This is a genomic window from Candidatus Pseudomonas phytovorans (genome assembly GCA_029202525.1).
Classification (GTDB): domain Bacteria; phylum Pseudomonadota; class Gammaproteobacteria; order Pseudomonadales; family Pseudomonadaceae; genus Aquipseudomonas; species Aquipseudomonas phytovorans.
In genome coordinates, this window is sequence record CP119325.1 from 5,123,063 (window position 1) to 5,138,517 (window position 15,455).

14 protein-coding genes are annotated in these 15,455 nt (G+C 55.5%); 7 read left to right on the plus strand and 7 right to left on the minus strand.

What is annotated here, in order from left to right; translation table 11 throughout:
* Positions 1–16: 16 nt before the first annotated feature.
* The 3 genes from P0Y58_22505 to P0Y58_22515 are packed head-to-tail and all read right to left on the minus strand — an operon-like array spanning position 17 to position 3,142.
* Entirely contained in the window at positions 17–1,141 is a 1,125-nt protein-coding gene (locus tag P0Y58_22505) for an acetoin dehydrogenase dihydrolipoyllysine-residue acetyltransferase subunit (protein WEK29638.1), read from the minus strand.
* 5 nt (positions 1,142–1,146) lie between these two features.
* Positions 1,147–2,154: an alpha-ketoacid dehydrogenase subunit beta gene (locus P0Y58_22510; GenBank protein ID WEK29639.1), complete on the minus strand. Its 1,008-nt coding sequence runs from the start codon at positions 2,152–2,154 to the stop codon at positions 1,147–1,149.
* Between the two features lie 10 nt (positions 2,155–2,164).
* On the minus strand, positions 2,165–3,142 hold the full coding sequence (locus P0Y58_22515; GenBank protein WEK29640.1) for a thiamine pyrophosphate-dependent dehydrogenase E1 component subunit alpha: 978 nt from the start codon (positions 3,140–3,142) through the stop codon (positions 2,165–2,167).
* A 343-nt stretch (positions 3,143–3,485) separates the two neighbouring features.
* Here P0Y58_22515 and P0Y58_22520 point away from each other — a divergent pair, with 343 nt between their 5' ends.
* Positions 3,486–4,379, plus strand: coding sequence for a LysR family transcriptional regulator (locus P0Y58_22520; protein ID WEK29641.1), 894 nt, complete (start codon positions 3,486–3,488; stop codon positions 4,377–4,379).
* Between the two features lie 32 nt (positions 4,380–4,411).
* Here P0Y58_22520 and P0Y58_22525 read toward each other — a convergent pair whose 3' ends face one another.
* Both P0Y58_22525 and P0Y58_22530 read right to left on the minus strand, forming a co-directional pair.
* Positions 4,412–5,875: an APC family permease gene (locus P0Y58_22525; GenBank protein WEK29642.1), complete on the minus strand. Its 1,464-nt coding sequence runs from the start codon at positions 5,873–5,875 to the stop codon at positions 4,412–4,414.
* Positions 5,876–6,200: 325 nt separating this feature from the next.
* The gene (locus P0Y58_22530; GenBank protein WEK29643.1) at positions 6,201–7,115 is read right to left on the minus strand and encodes a LysR family transcriptional regulator; all 915 of its coding nucleotides are present in this window, start codon (positions 7,113–7,115) and stop codon (positions 6,201–6,203) included.
* A 139-nt stretch (positions 7,116–7,254) separates the two neighbouring features.
* On the opposite strand from P0Y58_22530, the gene P0Y58_22535 reads away from it, so the two are divergent.
* The 3 genes from P0Y58_22535 to P0Y58_22545 are packed head-to-tail and all read left to right on the plus strand — an operon-like array spanning position 7,255 to position 9,831.
* A complete protein-coding gene (locus P0Y58_22535; protein WEK29644.1) occupies positions 7,255–8,259 on the plus strand; it encodes a threonine/serine dehydratase in 1,005 nt (334 codons plus the stop codon).
* A gap of 31 nt (positions 8,260–8,290) precedes the next feature.
* Positions 8,291–9,361, plus strand: a complete 1,071-nt coding sequence (locus P0Y58_22540; protein ID WEK29645.1) for a DUF4392 domain-containing protein — start codon at positions 8,291–8,293, stop codon at positions 9,359–9,361.
* Positions 9,358–9,831 (plus strand): RidA family protein, encoded by a 474-nt coding sequence (locus P0Y58_22545; GenBank protein ID WEK29646.1) that lies wholly within the window; start codon positions 9,358–9,360, stop codon positions 9,829–9,831. Before P0Y58_22540 ends, P0Y58_22545 begins: the two co-directional genes overlap by 4 nt.
* A 32-nt stretch (positions 9,832–9,863) precedes the next feature.
* On the opposite strand, the gene P0Y58_22550 is transcribed toward P0Y58_22545, so the two are convergent.
* Positions 9,864–10,766 (minus strand): LysR family transcriptional regulator, encoded by a 903-nt coding sequence (locus tag P0Y58_22550; GenBank protein ID WEK29647.1) that lies wholly within the window; start codon positions 10,764–10,766, stop codon positions 9,864–9,866.
* 111 nt (positions 10,767–10,877) lie between these two features.
* Here P0Y58_22550 and gcl point away from each other — a divergent pair, with 111 nt between their 5' ends.
* From gcl to P0Y58_22565, 3 genes are all read left to right on the plus strand, one after another.
* Complete coding sequence (gcl, locus tag P0Y58_22555; GenBank protein ID WEK29648.1) at positions 10,878–12,659, plus strand: glyoxylate carboligase; 1,782 nt, start codon at positions 10,878–10,880, stop codon at positions 12,657–12,659.
* 19 nt (positions 12,660–12,678) lie between these two features.
* Positions 12,679–13,461: a hydroxypyruvate isomerase gene (hyi, locus tag P0Y58_22560; protein ID WEK29649.1), complete on the plus strand. Its 783-nt coding sequence runs from the start codon at positions 12,679–12,681 to the stop codon at positions 13,459–13,461.
* 79 nt (positions 13,462–13,540) lie between these two features.
* Positions 13,541–14,434: a 2-hydroxy-3-oxopropionate reductase gene (locus P0Y58_22565; protein ID WEK29650.1), complete on the plus strand. Its 894-nt coding sequence runs from the start codon at positions 13,541–13,543 to the stop codon at positions 14,432–14,434.
* 107 nt (positions 14,435–14,541) lie between these two features.
* Here P0Y58_22565 and glcC read toward each other — a convergent pair whose 3' ends face one another.
* On the minus strand, positions 14,542–15,321 hold the full coding sequence (gene glcC / locus P0Y58_22570; protein WEK29651.1) for a transcriptional regulator GlcC: 780 nt from the start codon (positions 15,319–15,321) through the stop codon (positions 14,542–14,544).
* Positions 15,322–15,455: the final 134 nt, after the last annotated feature.

A 15,455-nucleotide genomic window follows, 5' to 3' on the forward strand; every position in this document is an offset into this window, starting at 1 on the left:
GCAATGGCGTAGTGGATCACTTCGCTTGGGCGATGTTATCCAGAACCAGAGCATTAACTTCCGAAGCGGCTTCCATCTGAGGCATGTGCCCAACGGCGTTAACTACTTTCAGCTTGGCTCGCGATGGGATCTGCTGTTCGCCTGGCAGCGGAACAATCTGATCCTTTTGACCCCAAATCAGGGCTACCGGGCCATTGAAGTCGGCGATGGTGCCGGCAATCCAGTGCCGCTGCTGGCCATCTGCGTCAACGATGGTGTCACGGATAGCGGAGAGCGCCTCCGGCACACCTTCGAGACGCTTGAAGCGCAGAGTGCCCTCGATCATATCGTTGCTGATCTTCGACGGATCAGCCAGCAGACGCTCAAGCACTTCCTTCAACGGACGGCGACGCTCTGCAGAGATGAAGTCATCCAGGAAGGTCTTGTTGATCTGCTTACCAAGGCCCACAGGAGCGATCAGCGACAGCGATGCCACTCGACCCGACTGGCGTGCAGCTAATGCTGCCGCAACCGCACCACCGAATGAGTGAGCTACAAGGTGCATCTTGCCCGGCGCTACGGTTTCGAGAGCACGGTCGACGGCGCCTACCAGATCCTCGAAGACGTTGCTGCCCTGGATCGGAGTAGATGCGCCATGCCCAGGCAAGTCTACGGCGACGACACGGTAATCTTTCGCAAACGCGTCCTGGTTGAACAGCCAAGTGGAGAGGTCGCCTCCGAAGCCATGAATCAGGACGACGCTTTCGTCCGACTCTGCGCCCATGGTCAGGACGTTCACAACACGACCGTCACCGACGTCTACACCCTTGACGACAGGCGCGTTCGGATCTTCCTCAACTGCTCCACCGTTGGCGTCAGCGAACGAAGCAATAAAGGCATCGATGTCCTCATCGCTTACTGAAGCATCGGCGATGACGCCTACAAGCGCCCCTACCGGCGCGGTATCACCGACTTGGACGACGATGCGACGAAGAATGCCACTTGCAGCCGACTCCACCGCATTGGTGGTTTTGGTCGATTCTACCTCGATGATTTCCTGGCCCCGGGAGACCTCATCACCTTCGGCTACTAGCCAATCGGCGACAATGCCTTCGGTCATCGTCATGCCCCACTTGGGGATGGTGACTGCTTCAATCGACATACTGCTTACCTCTTAACGATCGACTTGACCGCGCGGATAACCGCCTCGGCATTAGGCACATATGCATCCTCAAGATTCGGGGCATAAGGCACTGGAGTGTGCGGCGCAGTGACCATTTTGATCGGCGCTTTGAGCGAGTCGAAGCATTTATCAGCCAGCAGTGCCGAGATATCGGCAGCGATACCGCAACGCGGGTTCGCCTCATCCACGATGACAACCCGACCGATCTCTTCGGCGAAGTCCATCAAGGTATCTTCATCAAGCGGCGAGGTTGTACGCGGATCGATCACACACGCAGATATACCTTCGGACTGCAGCTTGCGAGCTGCTTCCTCAGCAATGTGAACCATGCGGCCGATGGCTACGATCATGACATCTTTGCCATCGCGTACCACTCGGGCCTCACCGAAGGGGACGGTATAGGCCCCATCAGGAACTTCACCCATGGTGTCATACAACATCTTGTTCTCCAGGAAGATGACAGGGTCATCATCCCGAATAGCTTGAAGCAGCAACCCTTTTGCATCGTAAGGGTTAGATGGAATGACCACCTTCAAACCTGGCACATGAGTGAAGATCGGATAGAACGCTTGGGTATGCTGGGCTGCAGAACGGGTACCAGCCCCGTAGGTAGCACGGATCACAAGCGGCGAACGAGCATGCCCACCAAACATGTAGCGGAACTTCGCGATCTGGTTGACGATTTGGTCGAGACACACACCAGCGAAGTCTACAAACATCAGCTCGGCGATCGGGCGCATACCAGTCAGCGCAGCACCAGCTGCAGCACCGATAAAGGCAGTCTCACTGATAGGGGTATCGCGAATGCGATCTGGGCCGAACTCGCCCAGCAGCCCGCGAGTCACACCGAACGCGCCACCCCAAGCATCCTTAACGCCGTTACCACCGGCGCCACCTGTGAGGTCTTCGCCCATCATGATTACGCGTGGATCACGCTGCATTTCCAGGCGCAAAGCATCGTTGAGCGCCTGACGGAAAGAAATTTTAGCCATGGTGCGCTCCTTACAGATACTTCACGTAGACGTCGGTGGTGAGAGCAGAAAGCGGTGGGAACTCGGAAGCGCGTGCAAACGCCACGGATTCGTTAACAGCCGCTGTCACCTCTGCGTCAATCTCGTCCAGAGCAGCTACGTCCACCAGGGACTCAGTAGCGACCTTATCGCGGAACTTGATCAGGCAGTCTTGTTCCTGACGCATGATCTTCTTCTCTTCCGGCGTACGGTAAGTGTCCGGGTCACCGCTGTAGTGACCGTAATAACGAGGAACACTGATGTGAAGCAGGGACGGGCCACCACCAGCACGGGCGCGAGCAATAGCCTCACCGGCGATTGTGTAGACCTTGAAGACGTCGGTGCCATCTACTTCGGTAGCTGGGATGTCATAACCTTGGGCACGTCGGGTAAAGCTACCAGCGGAAACGAACTCGTTAGCGGTCGCTTCACCAAAACCATTATCTTCGATCACGAAGATGATCGGCAGCATCCAGATTTTTGCGAGGTTGAGGCTCTCAGCCATAGCCCCTTCGTTCATGGCGCCGTCGCCCGCGAAGGCGATCGCAACACGATCAGTTTTCTGCAGTTTCAAACTCAACGCTGCACCGCAGGTGATCGGTGCGCCGCCGGCAACGATACCGTTTGCACCCAGCATGCCCTTGCGCAGATCGGCGATGTGCTGGGAGCCACCTTTGCCACCGCAAGTCCCGGTTACTCGACCGAACAACTCGGCCATCATCGCGTTGATATCGCAACCTTTGGCGATACAGTGGCCGTGACCACGATGCGTCGACGAGATGTAGTCTTCATCCGTGAGGTGCATGCATACGCCAACTGCACTTGCCTCCTGGCCAGCATAGAGGTGAGTGCTGCCGGGGATATCACCGGTACCCATCTCGTTAATCACACGCTCTTCGAAGCTACGGATCGTTTGCATAGCGCGGTAGGCTTCAAGCAAACGCTCGCGGGGCAAATGCGGCGAGAACATTCCACTTCTCCTCATTTGAATAGTGCAACTTGTCTTGTCGTTATTGTGCGCCACAACCCAGCGCCCTCAACCGCTGAGGGCGTCCTGAAGGCTTGCGACTCCAGGGTGCAGTGACTGCCTCGTAGCCCAATCGTCTCGCGATAGGCTGATAACGTCCAATTGCGATTGCGGATTGTCAGAGATAACGTCTTCTTATCGGTGAGGCTGAACGAGGCCTACAAAAAAAGCCTCGGCCCCTGCGCATTTCCCTCGATTTCTGCGGTAACGTATCAGCAGAGGGATGCACGGCGACCTGTCTACGGCGGCGCACGCACGGCAATACACAATAAGATAGAGGCGCGGCATGATCGATCTACGAAGCCTTCAAACCTTCTACGCGGTTGCGCAGCTAGGCGGTTTTCACAAAGCGGCAGACAAGCTCCATACCTCCCAACCAGCAGTGTCAGCGCGGATTGCACAGCTCGAACGCCAACTCAATGGTCGATTGTTCGAACGGGACAAGCGGGGATGCTTCCTCACAGCTCAAGGGCGCGAGCTGCTCACGTACGCAGAACGCATGATTGCGCTTGAGAGCGAAATGGTCGAAGCGGTCGCAGGTCGTAAAGGGCTAAGTGGCAGCGTTAGCTTGGGAGCCTCCGACACCATTGTTCATACCTGGCTTTCCGACCTGCTCAAGCAGCTGAGCCTGGAATACCCCGAGATCACCATGGACGTCGTCGTGGACAGCACGGCCAACATGACGACTGGACTCGCAGACTGCACCCTGGACGTCGCCTTACTGATGGGCCCAGTGAACATCGGCAACGCCGAGAATCTGCCGCTGTGTAGCTATCCGATGAGCTGGATCAAGTCACCCAACCTAGACCTGGGGGACAAACCACTAACTCTGGAAGAAATCGCATCGTATCCAGTCATCACCTACGCGAGAAACACTCGACCGTACTGGCAGCTGAAGGACATGTTCGACCGAAAAGGGCTTCATAAGGTACGACTTTTCTCGAACTCGTCGCTTTCTTCGATCGTAAAAATGACGATTGACGGCATCGGCATCGCAGCCATCCCAGAGCATGCCGTGTTTGATGAGCTCGCTAGCGGTAAGCTTCACACTGTAGCTTCAACCCATGAGATGCCAGTGATGTCATTCACTGCGAGCTTTATCGAGCGAGCAGATATGCCTCTCAACAGGATGGTTGCGCAGCTTGCACAGAAGGTAGCAGCGGAATACTGGCGAGTATAAAAAACGGAGCCCTAGGGCTCCGTTTTTCATCATCAAGCTGCCGGGTTTCGTCCCAATCGCTCATACACTTCAGGGCGTGCGACCTTGAAGTATTGAGCCAGCCCCATACCAGCAATAAGAACCCCTATCAAGCAAAGCAGCATCCACGTGCGCTCACCAGGCTCTCCGCCCACCAAGAGGTCAAAGTGGTAGGCCACCAGAGTCACCAAGCCAACGAAGAAGGCCCCCGAAATGATCGGGGCCAGGAAGGCCTTTGCAAAGCTGGCACCATCGTGACGCCCTTTGCGCACAAACCAAGTCAGAGCAGAGAGATTGACCACAGCCATCAGGATGATCACACCCGAGGTACCCACTCCGGAGAGTTGGCCGTAGAGAAGCTCAGGCTTAGCACCAATGATAATGAACGGCATGAGAACACAAAGTACCATCGTTGACACGCTCATCGAAGCTGCAAACGGAGAGGAATGCTTCACATGGATGTTGCCAAGGAATTTCGGCAGCGCACGATCATTACCCAGGTTGAAGAGGTAACGCGAAAGCACGTTATGGGTAGAGAGAGAAGAGGCAAAGGCAGAGGTCAGCACCAGGATGGTCACGATTACCTGGAATCGCCCATCAATGTATTTGCTGAATGCCAGTGAGAACATAGTGGCTGGAGACTCGGTGGCTACTTGCTGCACACTATCCCCGTATGCAGTGACCAACGCATAAGCACAGATGGTGTACATCGCACCGATGAAGATAATCGAGCCATAGGTAGCGCGACGGATGGTTTTGTCTGGATCTCGAACTTCATCTCGGTACAGCGCGGTCGCCTCAAAGCCCATGAAGAACGACACAGCGAACAGCATCGCAAAAGGAATATTCACACCTTCTTTGGAAAGCTCGCTCGGTGAAAAGGGAGCCGATGCAGCCATACCCGTGTCGCCACCTACACTCAATACACCGAACGCGAAACCCAAGCAGACCACAATTTCAGACAACATAACCCAAAGCAAAACCTTGGCCGAAAGCTCCACATGGAGATAGCCTAGGATACCCACGACAGCCCAGCAGGTTAACGAATAATAATACCAAGGGAAAGCTGTCCCGGTCAGGCTTCTGTGGAAATCTGAGCATGCAACGCCAAAGTAAGAAGTAATACCTGCAAGAAGGACAAAATAAGATACCGCAGCTGTTAAACCTGCTCCAAGACCAGCTGACTTACCCAAGCCGTAAGTAATAAATGAATAAAAATCACCCGACCTACGAACCATATTATTGAGCGCAATATACCCTATACCAAACAAGAGCATGACCGCAGCCACCAGCACAAACAGAAGCGGGCTCGCCACACCTCCGAAGCCTAGAGAAACCGGAATGTAACCCGCAACTGTAGTAAGTGGTGCAGAGAAAGCCAGAACAGTCATAGCCAAACTCAGCGCACCCATGTTACCCGACAATTTCTTCTGACTGACTGCAGCGTCTCCGACGCTTTCGGAAGCATCAATACTCATAGCCATTTCTTCCTTTCTCCTCGACTCGTAAGCGCAACTTTAGTAAACGGCAGTAGTGATTACTCAAGTGAAGCGCCACAATTTGTTTTTATGATGGATACTCGGCTTAGTGCACACAGATGCAGATGATCTGTTCGGAGTCAATCGAACCTACCATGCAACATTCCAACATCGTGTTGAGCGTGCTCATCGCGCTGAAGATCATCCTCGCGCCACCCTTCGATAACGTCAAATTTTCATTACCTATTGTCTCTGATAATGAGTGGTTATCAGAGACAATTGCGCACCCTATCACCGCGCTGTACACCCTTAATACGGAAGCTGTTCACAAGCTCTCGCGCCGCCCCGCCTCCAGGTCGGCAGCGACGGTTGAGGCCAGATCTGCAACCCGCAGGGTTGCCGGGCCTGCGTTGGTGAGGTGCCATCGATGAATAATCATGGGGGGAGGCGCGGTCACCGGAAGGATCTCCAACTCAGCGCTCGCTAGGTGCTCTTTTACCAAGATGGCAGGGAGTACACCAATGCCGATTCCGTTACGAATCAACGTGATAAGCGCAGATATCGATGGTGAGCAGGACAGCTGGATGGTGGTAGGGCTAATCCCGTACTTGAACGCGAGCTTCTGTACCGTTCGAGCAGCGTCGTCAGAAGGCGTCGTATTGCTCATCGGCGTTAAGATTTGGTGCGAAAATATGAACGACTCGTCAGCTAAATCGCTCGCAATACCCGCCTTGCCGACCCACTTGGTAGAAAGCGTTAGCAGTTGCTCCGCCACCGCGTAGGGGTTTTGAGGCTGCTTGTCCAAGGAAAGCACCAGATCAAGCTCTCCTCGATTGAGTTGCTCGATCAGATCTGCTGTTAACCCAACCACCCATGTCACGTTGACATTCGGGAGATCAGCTTTAGTGCGCTTCACGAGCTCGGGAAGCAACGTGTAGACAGCTGCCTCGATTAGCCCTACCCGCACCACACCGCCGATGTCGGACAACTGTGAAGCCGCGCCCAAAAAGTCCTGCAGCGCCGATATCGCAGCTTCTGCAAACGGCAATAGACGCCTCCCCTCCTCGGTCAGTGAGAGCATTTTATTATCAGAGGTGAAAAGCTCGACCCCTAATTGCTCCTCCAGGTTTTTCATCCTCATGGACAACGCTGAAGGCGTGGCATGTAGACGCTCGGCGAGTTTTCTCAAATGCGGCGTGCGAGCCAGTTCTACAAACGTCTCAAGAAGCTTCGTATTCATAAGTACCCCTGGACATCTGTTCAACTTTCCTTAACGAACATGAGCAGTTTTTTTTAATTTACAGCTTTCGAAACGCGTTCTTACACTCTTTTCCAACGTGAGAGCGAGCGCTTTTGCTCACAAATAAGAAGGTATTGACATGTCCAGTATTGAAAACAGCGACCGACCGCTTCCTCCCACATTGAAAGACATCGAGGAAGCCGCAATCAGGATTCAAGATTACGCGGCGCGAACGCCCCTGCTGGAAAGTCCAGAGCTGAACGAGCTGGTGGGCGGTCGGCTGCTGTTCAAGCCTGAGGTTCTGCAACGCACTGCATCCTTCAAGTTCCGTGGAGCGTGCAACCGTTTGCTTCAGTTGTCCGCAAAGCAACAACGCGCAGGGGTGGTTGCCTTCTCTTCAGGTAACCACGCTCTTGCGACGTCGGCGGTTGCTCGTATCCTGAGCATCCCCGCGACGATCATCATGCCGTCTGATGCTCCACAAGCCAAGATCAAAGGTGCACGGGCCAATGGCGCAACTGTCATTCTCTACGACCGCCAGAAGGACGACCGTGAAGCCATCGGCGCCGAAATTGCTAACCGCACCGGCGCAACCATGGTTCCTCCCTACAACGACCCATTCATCATCGCCGGCCAAGGCACTGTGGGCCTGGAGATCATGCAAGATCTCGAAGAGATGGGCATCGAGGCCGACAGCGTTCTCGCCGCTTGCAGCGGTGGCGGCCTAATCGCGGGTTTGGCTACCGCTGTTCGTACCAAAAACGAGCGCACGCAGGTTTACGCAGTTGAACCAGCAGGGTTCGATGAGCTGGCTCGCTCGTTGGCAAGCGGCAAGCGCGAAAGCAACGCGCCAGGTGCGAAATCTATCTGTGATGCCCTGCAGGTGGTAACCCCAGGTGACCTCACGTTCGACATAAACCAACGCCTGCTTGCCGGCAGCTTGGTCGTCACCGATGACGAAGTCCGTAAAGCGATGCGGGTTGCATATAACAAGTTGAAGCTCGTCTTGGAACCAGGCGGGGCCGTAGGTCTGGCCGCCGTTCTTGAAGGGCGTATTGAAACCCGCAACCGTACAACCGTAGTCGTGCTGAGCGGCGGCAACGTAGACCCCGAGCTTTACGCAGAAATCATCACTGCCGACTAAAGCATTCACTTAAAAAGCGAAAGGAGCTCTTATGCTCAAGCCTGATAGCGCCCAATATCAACGGGTCGCGCAGACCATCGACGACTTCATGAAGATCGACTACACCGGCGTCGGTCTCATCTCCAAACTGTATGAAGCCCTGCAAAAAAATCAGCCAGGCTTCTGCTGCATGGGCGCCGCTGAGCGCCTCGTCGAAGCTGCCAAATCTCACCCGGATCGCCCGATTGCGATCGCAACCGGGTTCCCGGAAGGCGGTGGTGTCCCAGAGACCGATGGCCCTATCGGCGCGGCCTTGCTGGCCCGCGCTATTTTCCTGGGTCTAGGCGTGATGACCGTCATCGTTATCGATGAAGATTGGGTCGAGATGATGATGGCGACCTGTCGCGGCGCCGGCTTGGCCCCTCGCCTGCTGCCTGAGTCGGGTAAAGCCGATTACATCGAGTATCTGCGTCCGGTGTACATCAAACCGGTGTCGAAGGAGAAGAAAGCTTGCCATCAAGCCAGCGATGACCTTCTGAACATCACCCAACCTTCGCTCCTGCTTTCCATCGAGCGCCCAGGTTGCAACGTGAACGGCCTGTATCACGGCCTAGGTGGCCGCCCTCTGGACGGCATGGTCGGCGACCTGGATTACCTGTTCAACACGGCCAAAAAGCAAGGGCTTATGACCCTAGCTATCGGGGATGGCGGTAACGAACTGGGGATGGGTGTCATCAAGAAGGAGCTGCCTACCTTCTCACCTAAAGCAGTGGATTGCGGCATTCCAGGTCGTGGCGGCGTAGGTGCCGTTACAGCTGCAGAGTGGTTGGTGATCTCCAACATCTCGAACTGGGGTGCAACCGGCATCGTGGCAGCCCTTTCTGCTCTGCTGGAAAATCCGGTTGTGTTCCACGAACCAGAAATTGAAACCCGTAGCACCGAACTCTGCATCGCTCACGGCGGTGTTGATGGCATGTTCATGGGGCCTGAGCCGGCTCATGACGGCATCGCGATGCGCGAATACGAAGGGATGGTCAGAGCACTGCGCGGTAGCGTGATGCGTGCGATGGGCCACTCTATCAACTGGAAAGGCGACCAAGGCGACTGGAGACAAATCAAATGAGTTATAAAACCTTCACCGAAGCTCTGCGTGAGTTCAACTTGGAGCTGCCTCCAGTAAATCCGCCGCGTGGTAGCTACGTGCCTGCGATCAAAGCCGGCGACTTCCTCTTCGTTGCTGGCCAGGCTCCACGTTTGAACGGCGAGCTGAAATACTCTGGCCGAGTAGGCCGAGATATCACCATCGAGGAAGGTCGAGAGGCCGCCAAGCTTTGCGCCCTCAACATCATAAGCCATCTGGCAAATGCCACAGGTGATGACCCATCCAAAGTGGTGTCCGCTGTACGCTTGGCCGGTGTCGTGAACTGCGCGGAAGACTTCACGGCACATTCGCAGGTGCTGGATGCGGCCTCTGATCTGATTGCCAAAGTACTGGGCATGGCCGGCCAGCATGCGCGTATAGCAACTGGCGCATCTTCGTTGCCTTCGGGCATGGCGGTCGAGATTGAGGCCGCGTTCCTGCTCAAGGATTAATGCGTGCGGGGCGGATCTGATCCGCCCCTTTTTCACAGCCAGTAATCTGGCTTCTGATAGACCTCTTTCAGGTAATCGATGAAGTGACGCACCTTGGCAGGAAGGAAGCGTTGCTGTGGATACACGGCCTGAATGTCGTAGTCAGGCAACGCAAACTCATCCAGCACCGTTATGAGTTCCCCACTCTCCAATTCGCGATGTATCTCCCAGGTAGATCGCCAACCGATCCCCAGTCCCTGCCTCATCCACGAGAAAAGCAGCTCGCCATCATTGCAGGCCATGCTTCCGCTTACCCTCATCGCTATCTGTTTACCGTCTCGCTGGAATGTCCAGCCGCGTGGTTGTCCACCTTGCGAGGTAAAGGCTAAGCAGTTGTGATCGACCAACTGCTCCAAGCGGGTTGGCTTGCCGTGCTTCTCGAAATACTCCGGCGTGCCGCAGACCACCCTGCGATTGGAGAAGAGTTTGATCGCTACGTAGTTCGGGTCGGTTACCCAACCGATCCGGATGCTCAGGTCGTAACCTTCGCCTACCAGGTCGACCAGGCTGTCTGTCAGGTTGAACGACAATTTCAGGTTGGGGAAATTCTGGTGGAACCCGAGCGCATGGGGAGCAACGTGCAGCCGACCAAATGCAGCGGGGGCAGAAACCAGGAGATTGCCGCTGACCAGTTTCGCGCTGTTGCTGATGCTCGCTTCCATCTCATCAAATTCACGCACTAGATCCTTGGCACGCTCCAATAGCTGCTCACCCAGCTCTGTCAAATGCAAGCCACGGGTTGAACGATGCATCAGTTTCACGCCCAAGCGCTTTTCCAGGGAGTCGAGCCGCCTACCGAGCATCGCCGGCGTTACACCCTCACTCAACGCAGCAGCCGCAAAGCTCCCCTTCTGCGCAATTTGAATGAAGCTTTGGAGCTCAGTGAGACGTGCCATTCGATACCTTTTATATCGACAGAAACTCATTTCGGGATCTTCAACCGAGGATCCCGCTGATCCAGACTGGTGCTACCTATAAAAATATATCGATTTCCTGGAGGAAAGAGTATGTCCAAAATGAGAGCAATCGATGCCGCCGTCCTGGTGATGCGTCGCGAAGGAGTCGATACCGCTTTCGGCATTCCGGGTGCGGCCATCAACCCACTGTACTCGGCCCTGCAGAAAGTCGGTGGTATCGATCACGTGCTGGCACGCCACGTTGAAGGCGCCTCGCACATGGCCGAGGGCTACACCCGTGCCAACCCGGGCAACATCGGCGTGTGCATCGGCACCTCCGGCCCAGCCGGCACCGACATGGTCACCGGCCTGTACAGTGCCGCTGCCGACTCCATCCCTATTCTCTGCATTACCGGCCAAGCTCCACGTGCCCGCCTGCACAAGGAAGATTTCCAAGCCGTCGACATCACCAGCATCGTCAAGCCGGTGACCAAGTGGGCAACCACCGTTCTGGAACCAGGCCAAGTGCCTTACGCCTTCCAGAAAGCATTCTACGAGATGCGCACTGGCCGCCCAGGCCCTGTTCTGATCGACTTGCCGTTCGACGTACAGATGGCCGAAATCGAATTCGACATCGAAGCGTACGAGCCGCTGCCAGTACACAAGCCAAGTGCCACTCGCATTCAGGCTGAAAAAGCGCTCGCCCTGCTCAACGATGCTGAGCGTCCGCTGATCGTTTCCGGCGGTGGCGTTATCAATGCCGATGCCAGTGACAAGCTGGTCGAGTTCGCAGAGCTGACTGGCGTTCCGGTGATCCCGACCCTGATGGGCTGGGGCACTATCCCTGACGACCACGCACAGATGGTCGGCATGGTGGGGCTGCAGACTTCGCACCGCTATGGCAATGCCACCCTGTTGGAATCCGACCTCGTGTTTGGTATCGGTAACCGCTGGGCTAACCGCCATACTGGCTCTGTTGACGTCTACACCAAGGGCCGTAAATTCGTCCACGTCGACATTGAGCCGACTCAGATTGGCCGCGTCTTCACGCCTGACCTTGGCATCGTTTCCGATGCGGGCAAAGCACTGGACATGTTCCTCGAAGTCGCTCGCGAGTGGAAAGCAGCTGGCAAGCTGAAGTCCCGCCAGGCATGGCTGGAAAGCTGCCAGCAACGCAAAGCCACACTGCAGCGCAAGACGCATTTCGACAACGTGCCGGTCAAGCCTCAGCGCGTATACGAAGAGATGAACCAGGTATTCGGCAAAGACACCTGCTACATCAGCACCATTGGCCTTTCGCAGATCGCCGGTGCTCAATTCCTGCATGTGTACAAGCCGCGTCACTGGATCAACTGTGGTCAGGCGGGCCCGCTGGGCTGGACTATTCCGGCAGCGCTGGGCGTAGTTAAAGCTGACCCAAGTCGCCAAGTCGTCGCTCTGTCTGGTGACTACGACTTCCAGTTCATGATCGAGGAACTGGCAGTAGGCGCGCAGTTCAATCTGCCGTACGTCCACGTTTTGGTAAACAACTCGTACTTGGGGCTGATTCGTCAAGCACAGCGCGGCTTCGAGATGGACTACTGCGTTCAGCTGGCGTTCGAGAACATCAACGCACCAGAGCTCAATGGCTACGGCGTCGATCACGTCGCGGTAGTAGAGGGCTTGGGCTGTAAAGCGATTCGCGTGTTCGAGCCGTTTGAGATTGCCCCTGCTCTGAGAGAGGCACAACGCATGGCTCAAGAGTACCGCGTGCCGGTTGTAGTCGAAGTGATCCTGGAGCGGGTCACCAACATTTCCATGGGCACAGAGATCGATGCAGTCAACGAGTTCGAAGAGCTGGCGGTATTCGCTAGCGATGCACCGACTTCGATCATGCCGCTGAGCAATTCCTGAGTTTTTTGAGGACAGCCAAATGCCACGTTTAGCAGCCAACCTTTCTATGCTGTTCACCGAGCATGATTTCCTTGCACGCTTCGGTGCTGCAGCCAATGCCGGCTTTGCCGGCGTTGAATACCTGTTCCCGTACGACTTCCCTGCGGAGCAAATCTGGCAGCAGCTGGAAAAGCACGGGCTTACGCAGGTGCTCTTTAATCTGCCAGCAGGCGATTGGGCCAACGGTGAGCGAGGTATCGCTTGCCATCCTGATCGCGTTGACGAGTTCCGTGCCGGTGTGGACAACGCCCTCGCGTACGCCAAGGTTCTCGGCAACCGCCAAATCAACTGCTTGGCGGGAATCGCGCCACAGGGCATTGACCCTGAGTTGTTGGAGATGACCTTCATCAACAACCTGAAGTATGCCGCTGACAAGCTGAAGGCAGCTGGCATCCGCCTGGTGATGGAGATGATCAATACCCGAGACATTCCGGGCTTCTATCTCAACACAACCAAACAAGCGCTCGACATCCGTAGCAAAGTGCAGAGTGACAATCTGTACCTACAGTACGACATCTATCACATGCAGATTATGGAAGGCGATCTGGCAAGCACGATGGAAGCTAACTTGAACGTGATCAACCACATTCAATTGGCTGACAACCCGGGTCGCAATGAACCCGGTACCGGTGAGATCAACTATCGCTTCCTGTTCGAACACTTGGATCGAATCGGCTATCAGGGATGGGTAGGTGCAGAGTACAAGCCGCTGACCACCACCGAGGCAGGCCTAAGCTGGCTGAAAACCCATAACGTGATTTGAGCAATTCACTTTCAATTGAGCGGTCGGCCTGAGCCGTCGCTCTTGAAATGCAGAACTGCATAAATGCAAGGAATGAATCATGGCTAAGATCGGCTTCATTGGCACCGGCATCATGGGTCGTCCCATGGCCTTGAACCTGCAAAAAGCAGGTCACCAGATTTACGTATCGACCCATCACGGCTCCGCACCGGATGACCTCATCAGCGCCGGCGCAGTCAGACTGGCTAACCCTAAAGAGGTTGCCCAGGAAGCAGAGTTCATCATCGTGATGGTTCCCGATACGCCCCAGGTCGAAAGCGTCCTGTTCGGCGAGAACGGTGTTGCAGAAGGGATCAGCCCTAACAAGCTCGTGATCGACATGAGCTCGATCTCTCCAACTGCTACCAAGGCATTCGCTGAAAAGATCAACGCCACAGGTGCAAGCTATCTCGACGCACCAGTATCGGGCGGTGAAGTCGGCGCGAAAGCCGGCACCCTGAGCATCATGGTCGGCGGCCCTCAAGCAGCATTCGACCAGGCGTATCCGCTCTTTGACGTAATGGGCAAAAACATCAATCGCGTCGGCGGCAACGGCGATGGCCAAACCGCTAAAGTGGCCAACCAGATCATCGTCGCGCTCAACATTCAGGCTGTCAGCGAAGCTTTGCTGTTTGCGTCCAAAAATGGCGCAGATCCAGCCAAGGTTCGCGAGGCGCTCATGGGCGGCTTCGCCTCATCGAAGATCTTGGAGGTTCATGCTGAGCGCATGATCAAAGGGACGTTCGACCCCGGTTTCCGCATCAACCTGCATCAGAAAGACCTCAACCTGGCTCTGCAAGGTGCCAAGGAACTGGGTCTGAATCTGCCTAACACCTCGAACGCACAGCAGGTCTTCAGCACCTGTGTTGCTTTGGGTGGTGGCGAGTGGGATCACTCAGCGTTGATCAAAGGCTTGGAGCATATGGCGAATTTCTCAATTCGCGATAAGCGCTAAGGGACAGCTTGGCTGGGGAGTAGTCCGCGCTACTGCTCAGCCAAGCGACCTAAAATTCCGCTCTCTTAAACCACGCTACCGCGCCAGACGCTGCCAGGCACGCCAATTCAGTGCCATCCCTCCAGGCGCATCGTCGAGCGCACCAACCTCTGCTCTTCTTCCTCGATTTCACGCAGGCTGTCCCTAATGCTGTGGATATGGTCGCGTGCTGCACGCTGAGCCTGCTCCGGAAGTTGCTCAATTACCGCGTGATAAAGACGAGAATGCTGCCTGTCGATCTGCCGCTTTTGCGGAGGCCGGCAATAGAGGTTATTCACGGACGCGAAAACCGTATTGAGGGTCAGGTCGCTCAACCCCTGGAGCGTATGGACGAGCACCGGGTTGTGAGAAGCTTCGCTGATTGCTCTATGGAAAGCATGGTCGAGCGTAGCCTGCTCTTTGGGGTCATGGTTTTGCGGGGCAGAGTGAGCAGCCAGCATTTCCTCGTACCGTTTGCGAATCAGCAAACGATCCACGTCCGTTGCTCGCAACGCGGCGAGCCGTGCCGACTCACCTTCAAGTAGCGCCCGTACCTCCAGAAGGTCATACAGCGTACGACGCTGAGAGCTGAAGAGGTACATCATCGGTGGCGTGGCCAAGGTATTGGAAAGGTCAGCAACGAATGAGCCCCGCCCATGCTCCGTATCGATGATACCTCGACCACGCAACACCCGTAGACCTTCTCGCAATGCCGAACGTGAGCATCCCATTTTGGCCATGAGCCTGCGCTCGGAAGGCAGGGCCTGCCCTACTTTGATCACACCATCCACGATCAACCGCTCAATACGTTCGGCGACCTGGTCTGCCACTTGGGTTTTTTCTTGTTTGCCCGAGTGCGAATTTTCCATCGTGACCCCTGATGAACTGGTACTACCAGCCTGAAGTTGCAGGAAGACGTGCCTCAGTCTATCCCTGCTAGGGCTTGAGCCAAAGGGACTTCGGACAGTTGCCTTCAAAAACTGGTCGTACCAGATCGCTCTCT